This window comes from Salinispora pacifica DSM 45544 (genome assembly GCF_000378845.1).
In the GTDB taxonomy this organism is placed as follows: Bacteria; Actinomycetota; Actinomycetes; order Mycobacteriales; family Micromonosporaceae; genus Micromonospora; species Micromonospora pacifica.
In genome coordinates, this window is the sequence record NZ_KB905359.1 from 3,799,745 (window position 1) to 3,813,521 (window position 13,777).

Sequence of the window (13,777 nt, forward strand, 5' to 3'; positions counted from 1 at the left end):
TTGAGCGGTATCCGGGGTACCTCCGCGTCACCATAACGTGATCAAGTCATCACTGGCAGTGGATGATGATTTGGTGCTCTCTACCCGAACAGGCGTTTCCTACCGGTCCCAAATTTCATATGGTGTAAGTCCCCGGCTGCGGAGGTGGTTGTGCGTGACCCCCTGGCGGAGCCTTCGGACCTCATCCGAAGCGTGTCCCGCGCGCTACGAGTGCTCGAGTCAGTCGGTCGTGCCCCGAAAGGGCTGACTGTCAAACAGATCGCGCGACGGTGCGAGCTGACCGTGGCGACCACGTACCACCTCGTCCGCACGCTGGCGTACGAGGGCTACGTGATCCGGCGCGAGGACGGCACGTACATCGTGGGCCTGGAGATAGCCGATCGCTACCGTGAGCTGGTCAGCGCCTTCCGCGGACCGCCGACGGTCGGGGAGTATCTGCGCCGGGCCGTCCTCGACACCGGCTACAGCCACTTTCTGGGCCGGTTCGTCGGGGGCCAGGTCGCCATCACGGCCGCCACCGAAGGCCCACGCTCCCCCTACCTGGAGGACCTGGTTCCCGGCTTCGACGAGGGGGCGCACGCCACCGCACTCGGTAAGGCACTGCTCGCGACCCTCACCACCGAACAGCGGCTGCGCTACCTGCGGGAGAACGGCATGCGCCCGTTCACCACCGGGACGCTGACCACCGCTGAGGCGTTCGAGGCCGACCTCGCGGCTGGCGAGCGGCGGGGGATGCAGCTGGAGCTGGGGCAGTACCGGCCGGGGGTGGCCTGCGCGGCGGTGATGGTGAGCGCTGACAAGGATGTGGAGCGCCGGATGGCGCTCGCCTGTGCCCTGCCGGCCGGCGAGATGATGGCCTCCGCCCGGGTCGTTCGGGCGAAGCTGCTCGCCACCGCCCGGAGCATCGCCGACTGCCTCGTCGACGACACCTGACCGGATGCGAGGTGCGGGCCCGGTGCAACGGGGAACGGGCCCTCACCCACGCTGGGGAGGGCCCGTTCGGGCCCGGAGGGGCCGAGGGGAGCTGGGCGGTCAGCTACCGATCGGGCCGCCGTCCAGGCGCCAGGTGACCACCACGCCCGGCTTGGCGTAGTCGCCGTCCGGCCAGGTGGAGGCAGGGTTCTCGATCGAGGCGCCGGAGATCTCCCCCGGGTGCTGCACGGCCACGAAGACCGAGCGGTTGTCGCCGGTGATGAACGGGCCGCAGGTCTCCGCGCCGATGGGTACGGTGAGGAACTGCTTCAGGTGGCCGCGCTCCGGGCCTTCGATCGGCGTGGCGAAGAGGCCGTCATTGCTGCCCAGCGCGTTGCCGTCGGTGGAGATCCAGAGGTTGCCGGTGGCATCGAAGGCGAGGTTGTCCGGGCAGGAGATCGGCGAGACCTTCGTCTTGTCGTACCCGGCGAAGTAGGTCGAGGAGTCCGCCGGGTCGCCGGCGACGATCGGCAGCGACCAGGTGAACGTGTCAGCGGAGTTGTTCCCGCGCTTCTCGACCAGCTCCAGCACGTGGCCGTGGCGGTTGGCGTTACGCGGGTTCGCCTCGTCCGCCTTCGGGTTGCTGTCAACCCCACGCCGGGAGTTGTTGGTGAGCGCCACATATACCTTGCCGGTGTGCAGGCTCGCCTCGACATCCTCGGGCCGGTCCATCTTGGTCGCGCCGACCTGGTCCGCGGCGAGCCGGGTGAAGGTGAGCACCTCGGCGGCGGTCATGCCCTCGACGTACGAGCGGTCGCCACTGACCAGCTTGATCCACCGACCGCCGCCGTTGAACGCACCGTCGCTGGGTAGCTCACCGGAGCCGTCGATCTCGTCGGCGCTGGTGTAGTCCAGCTTGGCGACGTAGAGGGCGCCCGACTCCAGCAGGGTCAGGTTGTGCTCCCGGTCACGCCAGGAGCTGCCCTTCTTGAACTTCTTCTCCGACACGAACTTGTAGAGGTAGTCGAATCGCTCGTCGTCGCCCATGTACGCGACCACGTGTCCGCTCTTCGCCACGATGACGTTCGCGCCCTCGTGCTTGAACCGGCCCAGCGCGGTGTGTTTGCGCGGCCGGCTCTCCGGGTCGTACGGGTCGATCTCGACAACCCAGCCGAACCGGTGCGCCTCGTGCGGGTGCTGGGTCAGGTCGAAGCGCTCGTCGGCGCGGTCCCACTTCCGGTTCCCGCTCGGGTAGCGGTCGGTGATGTTGACGCCGTAACGGGCCAGCTTCGGCTTCAGCTCCTCCGGGGCGCCGTCGCCGCCGATGAAGTACTGGTTGAAGTTCTCCTCGCCGGAGAGCACCGTACCCCAGGGGGTTACCCCGCCGGCGCAGTTGTTCAACGTGCCGATGGCCGTGCGCCCCTTCGGGTCAGCCGCGGTCTTGAGCCACTCCGAGCCGGCGGCCGGGCCGGTCAACTCGAACTTCGTCTTCGAGGCGGTCACCCGGCGGTTGTACGGCCGCTTGCCGGACCTGACCGGGCGCCACTCGCCGGTGCTCTGGACTCGCTCCAGCTCCACCACGGACATGCCGTGCGCGGCCATCGCGACCTTCAGCTGCTCGACGCTGAGCGAGTCCACGTCGGTGAAGCCGGGGAACATCAGGTTCTCGTCGGTGTACTCGTGGTTGACCACGAGCAGCGCGTTCTTCCGGCCCAGCGGCAGCACGCCGACGAAGTCGTTGTTGTAGCCGAACTGCTGGGCCTGTGCCCTGGCCGTCTGCTTGTGCAGGTTGAACGGGGGTGCGCCCGGCACCACCTCGTCGCCCCAGCGGATGACCACCGAGTGGTCGTAGCCGTTCGGGACGATGAAGCTGTCCAGGGTGTTCGGTGGGACCGGCTTGAAGGTCAGCTTTCCGTTGCCGACGCCACCGGCCGGGGCGGCGAACTCGGTCGCCTCCGGCGTCACCGGAGCGGAGGTGGCGGCGGAGGCGGCACCGCTGCCAGCGAGCGCCCCGGCGCCGCCGAAGCCCAGGACCAGCGCACCGACAGTACCGGCGCGGACCACGCCGCGGCGGGAGACCTCGGCGTCCACCAGGTCGCCGAAGTAGGTGTTGTCCGAGGTGTTGGGGACCGGGTGGTCACAGGCGTTACCACACCGGTAGAGACAGGTCATGGCATCACGACTGCCGTGGCGGATGGAGCCGAGCAGCGGGAGCAGCCGAGGGCGGTCGCTCATGTGGAGGGGCCTCCTGGTTTCGATGGCGCACGCCGAGGTCAGCGGATGGCATGCGTACCCGCCGGAGGCTAGGAGGAGACAATTACCGCCAGTGTGCAGCTGTGTGAACCGAAGCTGAACTCCCGCGGTTGGACGGCTGGTCCTCGTCCTCGGGAGTCCCAGGATACCGGCGACACCGTGCATTTCGGTGCGCGCGGCGCAGTACCCACTGATTCGATTGTCCGGCACCGCCGATACTCGTAGCGTGTTCCGGGTGACAACTGCTCTCATCATCGGGGGTGGCATCGCGGGCACCGCCACCGCCATCGCACTGCGGACCGTCGGTATCAGCTCCGTCATCTACGAGGCGTATCCGAGCGGGGGTGCGGACGCTGGCGCCTTCCTCACCGTCATGCACAACGGTATGGCTGCACTTCAGGAGATTGAAGCCGGCCGGGCGGTGACCGACGGGTCCTATCCGGCGAGAGGTGTGTCGCTCTTCGACGCCGGCGGGGGCCTGCTGGAACAACGGTCAATTGATCCACCCGGACGAACGCTCACCCGAGCGACGCTCTACCGGGTGCTGCAGGCGGAGGCGGTTCGCCGTGGAGTTCGCATCGACCGTGGTCGCCGGCTCGTCAGTGCCACGGTCGAAGCTGGCGGCGTCCGGGCTTCCCTCGCCGACGGGAGTGTGGTCCGGGGCGACCTCCTCGTTGGTGCGGACGGGCTCCATTCAGTGGTCCGTCGCCTCATCGACCCCGATGCGCCGGGTCCACGCCACACCGGCCAGCACGTGGTCTACGGGTACGCAGCGGGAGATCGGGTCCACACCGTGCCCGACACCTACCACATGGTGTTTGGCAGCCGGGCCTTCTTCGGGTACACGACACCGGCGGACAGATGTACCTGGTGGTTTGCCCGGCTCCCCGCCACCGAGTCGCCACCACGGATCCGGCCTGAGGACTGGCGGCACCGCGTACTGGACGCGTTTCGGGACGACTCCGGACCGGCAGCGGAGATCGTCGCGGCGACCGGTGAGGACATCGTGGGTAGTGCGTCATACGACATCCCCACCACACCGAAGTGGCACAACGGATCGATGGTGTTGGCTGGTGATGCCGCGCATGCGGCATCACCAGCCGCCGCCCAGGGCGCCTCGATGGCGCTGGAGGACGCCGTCACGCTGGCGCGCTGCCTGGCAGCGCATGGTGACCTGCGGAACGCCTTCGACGCCTACGAGTCGCTACGCCGGGAACCGACCGAGGAGACGGTCGCCGCGAGTGCCCAGCTGGCTAGTCGCGGTCGAAGATAGCTCCGAGTAGCCAGGTGACCACCCCGACGAAGAGCGCGCCGAGGACGGCGGCCGGCCAGAATCCGTCTACCTGGAAGGGTAGGCCGGCCTCGCCGGCGATCCAGCTGGTCAGCAGGAACAGCAGGCCGTTGACGACCAGTGCGATCAGACCGAGGGTGAGGAGGTAGAAGCCGCAGCCCACGGTTCTGATGATCGGCTGGAGCACCGCGTTGACGACGCCGAAGATCGCGGCGACGAGGATCAACGTGGTGACCGTCTCAGTGGCCGATTCCGCATCTAGTGTGATGCCCGGGATCAGGAGTGTGGCCAGCCAGAAGGCAACCGCGGTGGTGCCCAACCGGATCAAGAGCCCTTTCAGGAAACCCATGGCGGAGAATGCTGCCACGGACCGTTCTTTCAGGGAAGGCTCGGGTCCTGTTCGCCGTGGAGACCCGGCCTGGAGCCGGCCGGTCTGGGGCTCCCTCGCCTCCCGCGCGAGCGTCGCGAGTAGGGCGCCGAAGAAGCGGCGAGCGGGGTGCGACAGGTTCCATTGCGTCGATTGACTCCGTATCGTATCTGCCCTGGAGCGAGGGGTTATCGCCCGCCGCGATTCGGTACGGTCACGCCGTCATGATCTTGTGGCACCTTGTAGGTTGTACCCGATACGGGTGTGTAACGCCGGGAGGAGCTGGCCTTGACCAAATGGGAGCCGGCCACCGAGGCGGAGGTGACGCTTCGTGACGCGTTGCTTGCCAAGGACCAGCAACGATACTTCCGCGTGCTGGCCCGCACGGAGCTGTTGCTACCCGTCTCCGCGCAGGCGCTGGCCGGTCAGGCACCGATGAACTGGGGCACGTGGACCACCGGTGGTCGAACCCACGTGCTGGCGTTTACCTCGGATGCCGCGCTACGCGCCTGCCTCGGTGAGCACGCGGGCGCGAACCGCCGAGCCCCCTACGCTGAGCTTGCCGAACATTGGCCCAACCACGAGTGGTGGCTGGCGGTCAACCCGGGCTTGCCCATCGAGGGCTACCTGCCGGCCTGGTATGTCGCCCAGCTCTCCCGTGGTGACGTCCGCCTGCCCGGTCGCACGATGGGGACGCGGGCCCGGCTGGAGCGCGACGAGGCATCCTCCCGACCCCGTCCCTTCGGGCGCCGGGACGGGGCGCCGGCCGCCGGGGCGAACGGGCCGGACCGTGCTCCGCGCGCTGGCCAGGCGCCCGAGGGCGTCGCCCCCCTGCGTCCGTCCCCACCTGCGTCGTCCTCGGGTGCGCCGCTGCGTACCCCAGCCGACCTGCGTGCGGCTACCCTCCGGCGGCCGATGATGGACGCTGGTCGCCTCGCCGGCGGGGAGCCGACGGCCCCCGGGGCTCGCCCACCCGGGCCCGGCCTCGGCCACCATCCCGGGAGTGGATCCGCGTCCCCGATGGAGCAACCCCGCGGTCGCCCCGGACCGCCGCCCAGCCGCCGGTCCTTCTTCGAACCGGCCGCGAGCCGCAGCGACCGGGATGAGCAGAGCGTCCGACCGTCACGCCTTGCTCGGGGCGCGCAACAGTTCCCGCGCCGCCGGCCGGCCAGTGAACCGCCGCCAGGCGCGTCGCCGATGTTCTCGGCCCGCGCCACGACCCAGGTTGACCAGGACGCCGCCGCCCCGTCCGGCGAGACAGCACCCGGGCCGGTTCCGCAGCAGACGTCGGCCGAGGAGGCCCGGACCGTCCGTTTCCCGGTGCCCGACCCGGCGACACTTCGGCGGTACGCCCGTCGCAACGCCGAGGAGGAGAGAGCCCTCCAACCGCGCCCCACCTCGGCGGAGTCGGAGCCGAGCCCGATCGCTGAGCCGGTGTCCGGTCCGCTACCCCGGCGAACACCCCCGCCGACCGTGATCGAGGGGACAGTCGTCGATGCCCGGAATGGGAGCGCCACCGGTACGGCCGACGTCTCGGCGACCGTATCGATGATGACGGGCGTGGCTCCCGTCAGCGGAGAATCAGCGGTCCCGGCCGCCGGCGAGCCGACGCTGTCCGACACCGACGTTTGGGCCGAGGCCACGCTCCGGATCGGCGTGGCGGGAGCGGATGACCTTTCCACGCCCACGCCCACATCCTCGCCCCTGGCAGCTGTGCCCCCGGAATTCGAACCGGCCAATGAGGTCGAGGCGGACCTCGTCACGGCGGCCATCAGCGGCAACACCGACACGTTCCTGTCGACGCTGCTGCTTGCCCAGGTGCTGCTTCCGGTGGCAGCCGACTCGGCGCCGGACAGCCGGCCCGGCGGCACGGGGTTCGTCTGGCGGACCGAGGAGCAGGATGGGGAGGTGTCCGTGGTCGTCTACACCTCCCCGGAGCGGCTCGCCGACCACACCGCCGAGACCGTCGAGACCATCCGAGTCCGCTTCGTGCAGCTCATCCAGCGGTGGCCGGACCGGTCGTGGTCGTTTGCCGTCAACCCGGGAACTCCGATCGGCACGACGATGCCCGGTGAGCAGATCGTCGGGCTCGCCAACTGGGCGGTGGAGGTGGGCCTGGGGGCGGATCGGCCAGAGTCAGAGCCAGGGTTGGAGCCGGAGCCAGCGGTGTCGGCTGCGTCGGCGCCGGTCGACTCACCCGCAACTGTCGAGCGGCCGCGTTACCGGCCGCCGAGCCCCGATGCCACGAGTCCCGTCCTGATGCAGAAGGCGGTGGCTGCCAGCCAACTCGCCTACTATCTGGACCGGGGGTACGACCGCGTCTCCGGTTTCGTGCACCGGGCGGCCGAGCTGGCACACCTGACCACCCCGGCTCAGCTCTATGACGCGCTCGGCCTGGGCTACCCCGGTTCTCCCTTCGAGCGGAGCGCCGAGAAGATCTACGTACTGCGGTGGCCGGCGTTCCGGCCGAACCTCTACCGCATCCCGTACGGCGGGCAGAGCGAAGCCGCGATGCGAGCCATGGAGGGCTGGGTGATCGAGCGGCCGCCGTTTCGTGGCAACGGCTTCGCCCCGAGCGAGAGTAGCGATGTCGTGGCGGAGTTCAAGGTCGACAGTGCCCGGCTGCCGCACGGCACGCAGCTGTGGCGGATCGGCGCGGACGGCGCCGAGCGGCTCGTCGCCACGTTGGATGTGGACGCACTGCGGTGGCGACAGGCGGGTGACGGGTGAGACGAGACGGGTACGTGGCTCGCTGGCAGGACCGTGAATATCAGGCCAGCCCGGACGGTGACGACATCCGGCTCTATCAGCACGAACCGGGTGCGGGCTTCACCCAGGTGCGCCCCGGCCGCCACCTCCGCATCGTGCCGGCCGCCGAGGTTGACGAGCTGACGTACATCCGTACCACCTGTACCTGGCAGGGGCAGCCGTTCATCGTGTTGGGCGAGCACGACGGTTGGCTGCGGGTCGAGTACACGGGTGGGCGCTGGCCGGTCGCCGAGGCGATGGGTCTTGAGGCGTTCGACTACGGCGTCTACCAGGGCTGGGCACCGGCCGCCGAGGTCCGCGACCTGCGGGAGCTCCGCGTCTAGCGAAGGTCAGCTAGGACTTCGCCCAGCGTAGGATCTCGCCGAGCACGATCTCCGGGGCCTCCAGGTGGGGGAAGTGCCCGACCTGGTCGAGCAGGCGCCACTCGTATGGGGCCACCACGTACCGGCCGGAGCCCTGGGCGGTACGCGGCAGGATCGCCCGGTCGAGGGCGCCGTGTAGCTGCAGGGTCGGCGTGACGAGGGGCTTCTGCATGAGCCGAACGAAGCGGTAGCCGTGCAGCCGTAGCGCTGACCGGAAGGCCCACCGGTAGCCCTCCAGGGCGCAGAACGCCGCCTGCGGGATCTGCATCGCCGTCTGGCACCGAGCCGCGTACGGTTCGAACTCGGGGCTGTGCACCCAGCGTGGCCCGCCCCAGCGGCGCAGGATCTCCGCTACCGCCGCCCCGTCGTCGCGGGTCAGCACGTGCTCGTAGCGCGGCAGCTGGAACAGCAGCGTCGGAGTGGAGGCGGCGAACTGGCCGCGCGGATCAGCGAAGATCGCGGCCCGTAGCCGGAGTGGGTGCGGGGCGCCGAGCACCACCAGTCGGCGGACCAGCGTCGGGTGGAACGACGCCGCTGTCCAGCCCAGTAGCCCGCCGGCACCGGAGCCCACCACGGTGGCGGAGCGCTCGCCCAGCGCCCGGATCAGGCCGGCGACATCGCCGGCCAGGGTGTATCCGTCGTACCCCCGGGGTGGCTTGTCACTCGCGCCGTAGCCGCGTAGGTCGACCGCGACTGCCCGGAACCCGGCGTCGGCGACCGCCGGTAGCAGGTTGTGCCACGCCCACCAGTGCTCCGGAAAGCTGTGCAGGAAGAGCACCATCGGGCCGGTCCCGGCCTCGACCACGTGGAACCGGCTGCCGTTGGCGCCGACGAACCGGTGCGTCCACGGCCCCTCGGCGAGGACGCAGGACTCGTCAAGGGCCCCGTCGCGCTGCTCGGTCATGTGCCACAGCCTAAGGCCCGGGTCACAACCGGTCCGGACGCGTGGCGGACGAGCCTGGAACCGAGCCCGTGTCGGTACCGGTGCCAGGAAGGGCGATGCCCGAGCCGGTCGCCGGCCCGGGCATCGCCCTCGGGTGGTGCTCGTTACCTGAACCGAACCTTGATTGAGGTGCCCTTCTGCTTCAGTACCTCGATCTTCGTGCCGGTTGCGGGGAGCTTCACCCCGTGGTTGGGCAGCTCCTCGTACCAGTACTGCTTGGTGTCGTCGAAGAGCGGCTGCGCGGCCTGGCCCCGGATGTACTGCGGCTGGCTGTCGATGTGCAGCGTGAACGAGTCCGCCTTCCGGAGGCTGAACGGCGCGTCGTACACCTGGACCCGGGCCCGCCATGGTTCGCCGGTCAGGTTGTAGATCGGCCGCGGGCGCGAGTCGATGTAGAGGTTGCGCCCCTCACCCGGGTGCGCGAACGTGTCGTTGTCCGCCCAGCGGGTGTTCCAGTAGGAAATCAGCAGACCCTCCTGGTACGCGTAGTGGTCCACCCAGTCCGGACGGGTGTTCTCGTACCCGAAGTAGTACGGCCCGGTCTTCAGGTACTTGTCGTACGAGACGTACGACCGGTGGCCGGCGATGTAGTAGTTGTCGAAGAGCTGGGTGTACTTCTCCCCGGCGATGCTCCAGCCGGCGAGGTTCCAGTCGCCGGCACCGGCCTCCCCACCGTCGTTGAGGATCGTCTCGCCGTCGGCGGTGACCGTGATCTCGTCGCCGAAGAAGCCGCCCTCGGAAACCCCACCGTCGGTCTGGTAGCGCAGCCGGAACTGGACTGACTTCCCAGCCTGGGCATCCATCGGAAGGTTGACGTCGACCCACTCGTCGTTGCTACTACCGTCGAGGGCGAACCGACCGGGGGAGATCTCCTTGAACGGCGTGCCGTCGGCGGTACCGGGCAGCGGCGTCCAGGTGTCCCCACCATCCTCGGACACCTCGAAGAAGAGGTAGTCGTAGTCGGCCTCGATGCTGTAGCGGCCCTTCATCGTCAACGCGGCAGACGACTTCCCGGTGAGGTCAAGCGCCCGGGTCATCGTGTTGTTGAGGCCGTCCTCGTTACCGGAGAAGAACTGCTTCGTGCCGGCGAACGGCGCACCGTTGTCGAACTCGTACTCGCGCTCCGGGAGCACGACCACGGCGGCCTGCGGCTTCTTGGAGTTGTACTCCTGTGGCCCGAGCGTCATGGTGCGCTTCTGCCCCGCGACGACCACCTCGTAGTCGAGCCAGCCGAGCTGGAGCTTGTTCCAGGCGCCCAGATCGCCACCGCGCTCACCGATGCCACCGTCGCCCTTGGCGCCGAGCCGGCTCTGGGCCATCAGCGTCCAGTGCTCGTTGTTGTTGTCGCCCCCACTGACCACGTTGTAGTCGTCCGGCAGGCCGAGGTCGTGGGCGTACTCGTGGTAGAAGACGCTGCGTCCGCCGTTCTCCGGCTGGATCGTGTAGTCACCGATCCAGATGCCGCTGTCGCCGATCTGGGTGCCACCCGCCGGGAAGTTCGGCGGGCCGGTGCGGCCCTGGTCGGAGGCGAACGCGTACCACCGGTGACTCCAGATCGCGTCCTCGCCCTGGTGCGGGTCGCTGTTGGCCATGTCGCCACCGGAGTGGACGATCTGGAAGTGGTCGATGTAGCCGTCCGGCTCGTTGAAGTCGCCGTCGGAGTCGTGGTCGTACCGGTCCCACCGGTCCATCGCCCTGAGCTCTGCGGCGATCTCCGCGTCGGTACGGCCAGCGGCCTTCTGGTCGGCGACCCACTGGTTCGCGGCGTCCCGCACCAGGGACCAGACGTTGGTGCAGACACTGCCGCCACAGACCGCCGGGTCGTCACCGTTGGCGTCGGTCGGGTCGTCCAGGGAACGGCCGTAGCGGGCCGCGTTGTACTGGACCTTGACCCAGTCGGTGACCGTGCCCTCCACGCTGTACCGGCCCGAGGACTGGGCCTCGAAGTACTGCTTTACCGACTCGTCGCCGTCTCCCTCGCCGAAGTACAACGTCCGGAAGTAGTCGGCGCTGTAGTCCGCCTGCCAACTCGTGGAGTTGTCCAGCGCCCGATTGGGCTCCGGGATCTCGTTGTGCAGCGGGCCGTCGAACCGCGCCGGCCCCGGCCAGGTGGGGGCGGTGTCCTGGTCGGGATAGGCCGGGTGCCGCTCGTTGCCGAACTCGGCCAGGATCACGAAGATCCGGTCCGTGCTCTCCCGGGAGAGTTCGACGTACTGGTCCTTCTTGCCGCGGTGACCACGGGCGGTCGGTGAACCGCCGTTCGTCTCACCGACCTTGACGACAGTGCTGCCGTTGACTCGCTGCGATGTCGCCTCGCCGGAGAGGACGCTGCTCAGGCCCTCCTGGCGCAGCGCCCGTCGCTTCTCCTCGAGCGGGTTGGGCAGATCGTGGTCAACGTGGGCAGGCTCTGCGGCTGAGGGAGCCGATGTCGGCTGCTGGAGCTTCGGCGCGGCGCTGGCGGATGGTCCGACCGCCAGTCCCGTTGCCGTCAGCGAGAGCCCGAGTAGACCCACTGCGACTTTGCGCACGCGGTACCTCCGGGTGTGAAGGAAACCGGCCCAGCGGGGGGCATGGGCCGGTGCGACGATCCCACGGATGGGACCACTGGTGAAGATAGACATCGTTGTTGATGAGGGGAAGACCGTCCGGCCACTTTGTTGCAAGAAGTTGTTTGTAACGCGTTCCGGCGTCATACACCTGCCGGCCAGTCAAGCCCCGCGCGGCTGGCCGGCACTGCCGGTGCGGTCCGGCTCAGTCCTCGCCCCCACCAGTGCCCATGCCGGTGGCGATGAGCTCCATCACCGAGGAGTCCTGCAGCGTGGTCACGTCGCCCAGGGACCGGTTTTCCGCCACATCCCGCAGTAACCGCCGCATGATCTTGCCGGAGCGGGTTTTCGGAAGCTCCGGCACGAGCATGATCTGCCGCGGCTTCGCGATCGGCCCCAACGTGCGCGCGACGTGGGTACGCAGGTCCGCGATGAGTTGAGCCCCCGCCGCCCCCTCGGTCTCGGCGTTGGCTCGGGGGATGGCGAAAGCGACGATCGCCTGCCCCGTGGTCGGATCCGTCGCGCCGACCACCGCCGCCTCGGCCACCGACGGGTGTGACACCAGGGCCGACTCCACCTCGGTGGTGGAGATGTTGTGCCCGGACACCAGCATCACGTCGTCCACTCGGCCGAGCAGCCAGATGTGGCCGTCGTCGTCCTTCTTGGCGCCGTCCCCGGCGAAGTAGACCCAGTCGCCGCCGGCACCCGCACCGGCGCCGAAGCGCGACCAGTACGTCTCCACGAACCGGTTGTCGTCGCCCCAGATGGTCCGCAGCATCGACGGCCACGGGTCCCGAAGCACGAGGTAGCCACCGCCGCCGTTGGGCACCGGCTGACCCTGGTCGTCCACCACGTCGCCGTTGATCCCCGGTAGCGGAGTCATCGCCGACCCCGGCTTGGCGTGGGTCACGCCGGGCAGCGGAGAGATCATGATGGCGCCGGTTTCGGTCTGCCACCAGGTATCCACAATAGGTAGCTGTCCCCCGCCGACGTGCTGCCGGTACCACATCCAGGCCTCCGGGTTGATCGGCTCGCCAACGCTGCCCAGGAGGCGCAGGGAGGACAACTCGAACCCGGCGGGGATCTCCTCACCCCACTTCATCATCGTGCGAATGAGAGTCGGGGCGGTGTAAAGGATCGTCACCCGGTACTTGTCGACCAGCTCCCAGAACCGGCCCCGGTGCGGGGTATCCGGCGTGCCCTCGTACATGACCTGGGTGGCGCCGTTGGAGAGCGGGCCATACACGATGTACGAATGGCCGGTGACCCAGCCGACGTCGGCGGTGCACCAGTAGACATCGCTCTCCGGTTTGAGGTCGAAGACCCCGTGCATCGTGTACGAGGCCTGGGTCAGGTAGCCGCCGCTGGTGTGCAGGATCCCCTTCGGACGGGCGGTGGTACCGCTGGTGTACAGGATGAACAGCGGGTGCTCGGCGTCGAAGGCGGTGGCCTGGTGCTCGACCGACGCCCGCCCGACCGTCTCGTGCCACCAACGGTCCTTCGTCGACCAGGCACACTCCTCACCGGTGCGGCGGACCACCAGCACGTGCTCCACCGAAGGGCAGTTCGACACCGCCTCGTCAACGGTCGGTTTGAGCGCGGAGGGCCGGCCCCGCCGGTAGCCGCCGTCGGCGGTGACCACCACCTTCGCCGCGGCGTCCTGGATCCGGTTTGTCAACGCGTCGGCGGAGAAGCCGCCGAAGACCACACTGTGGGTGGCGCCGATCCGGGCACAGGCCAGCATCGCCACCACGGCCTCTGGCACCATCGGCAGGTAGATCGCCACCCGGTCGCCGGCCGTCACCCCGAGCTCGGTCAGCACGTTCGCGGCCTGACAGGTCAGCTTCTTGAGCTCCGCGTAGGTGATCGTCCGGGTGTCACCCGGCTCGCCCTCCCAGTGGATCGCGACCCGGTCACCCCGACCGGCCTCGACGTGCCGGTCCAGGCAGTTGTACGCCACGTTGAGCTGACCGCCGACAAACCACCTCGCGAAGGGCGGGTTCGACCAGTCGAGCACCCGCTCCCACGGCTTCGTCCAGGTCAGTCGCTGGGCCTGCCGTTCCCAGAAGGCCAGCCGGTCGGCGTCCGCCGCGGCGTACGCCGCGCTGGTGACGTTGGCGCTCGCGGCGAGCTCGGCCGGTGGCGGGAACTGGCGCGTCTCGTGCAACAGGTTGGCCAACGCCTCGCTCATGCCTGCTCCCTCGTTGCTTGGGTGACCTGCGTCTCGGTGCAGAGGTTAGCCCGCCGGCCGGGCGCAGGCGACCGGCGGGAGCACCGGATCGCGCCGAACGGAGCCTCCCCCGCGCCGGGTGGCAGGGCGCCGGCGGGCTTCGT

The 13,777-nt window shown here is 69.1% G+C and carries 9 protein-coding genes; 4 read left to right on the forward strand and 5 right to left on the reverse strand.

Going from position 1 to position 13,777, the window contains the following annotated elements:
• The first annotated feature begins 150 nt into the window (after positions 1 to 150).
• Positions 151 to 933, forward strand: a complete 783-nt coding sequence (locus SALPAC3_RS0117335) for an IclR family transcriptional regulator (RefSeq protein WP_018222470.1) — start codon at positions 151 to 153, stop codon at positions 931 to 933.
• A gap of 99 nt (positions 934 to 1,032) precedes the next feature.
• Here the strand turns inward: SALPAC3_RS0117335 and SALPAC3_RS0117340 are convergent, their stop codons facing one another.
• A complete protein-coding gene (locus SALPAC3_RS0117340) occupies positions 1,033 to 3,147 on the reverse strand; it encodes a PhoX family protein (protein ID WP_018222471.1) in 2,115 nt (704 codons plus the stop codon).
• A 253-nt stretch (positions 3,148 to 3,400) separates the two neighbouring features.
• On the opposite strand from SALPAC3_RS0117340, the gene SALPAC3_RS0117345 reads away from it, so the two are divergent.
• Positions 3,401 to 4,438 carry an FAD-dependent monooxygenase gene (locus SALPAC3_RS0117345; RefSeq protein WP_026185665.1) on the forward strand — a complete coding sequence of 346 codons (1,038 nt, stop codon included), beginning with the start codon at positions 3,401 to 3,403 and terminating at the stop codon, positions 4,436 to 4,438.
• Here SALPAC3_RS0117345 and SALPAC3_RS0117350 read toward each other — a convergent pair.
• The gene (locus SALPAC3_RS0117350) at positions 4,419 to 4,805 is read right to left on the reverse strand and encodes a phage holin family protein (RefSeq protein ID WP_018222473.1); all 387 of its coding nucleotides are present in this window, start codon (positions 4,803 to 4,805) and stop codon (positions 4,419 to 4,421) included. The genes SALPAC3_RS0117345 and SALPAC3_RS0117350 overlap by 20 nt on opposite strands.
• Before the next feature lie 306 nt (positions 4,806 to 5,111).
• On the opposite strand from SALPAC3_RS0117350, the gene SALPAC3_RS0117355 reads away from it, so the two are divergent.
• Entirely contained in the window at positions 5,112 to 7,553 is a 2,442-nt protein-coding gene (locus SALPAC3_RS0117355) for an SseB family protein (RefSeq protein ID WP_018222474.1), read from the forward strand.
• Positions 7,550 to 7,915, forward strand: coding sequence for a hypothetical protein (locus SALPAC3_RS0117360; RefSeq protein WP_026185666.1), 366 nt, complete (start codon positions 7,550 to 7,552; stop codon positions 7,913 to 7,915). Before SALPAC3_RS0117355 ends, SALPAC3_RS0117360 begins: the two co-directional genes overlap by 4 nt.
• Before the next feature lie 10 nt (positions 7,916 to 7,925).
• Here the strand turns inward: SALPAC3_RS0117360 and SALPAC3_RS0117365 are convergent, their stop codons facing one another.
• From SALPAC3_RS0117365 to acs, 3 genes are all read right to left on the reverse strand, one after another.
• A complete protein-coding gene (locus SALPAC3_RS0117365) occupies positions 7,926 to 8,858 on the reverse strand; it encodes an alpha/beta fold hydrolase (RefSeq protein WP_018222476.1) in 933 nt (310 codons plus the stop codon).
• Between the two features lie 143 nt (positions 8,859 to 9,001).
• Positions 9,002 to 11,410, reverse strand: a complete 2,409-nt coding sequence (locus SALPAC3_RS0117370) for an immune inhibitor A domain-containing protein (protein WP_018222477.1) — start codon at positions 11,408 to 11,410, stop codon at positions 9,002 to 9,004.
• 238 nt (positions 11,411 to 11,648) lie between these two features.
• Positions 11,649 to 13,634: an acetate--CoA ligase gene (gene acs / locus SALPAC3_RS0117375; protein ID WP_018222478.1), complete on the reverse strand. Its 1,986-nt coding sequence runs from the start codon at positions 13,632 to 13,634 to the stop codon at positions 11,649 to 11,651.
• Between the last annotated feature and the right edge of the window lie 143 nt (positions 13,635 to 13,777).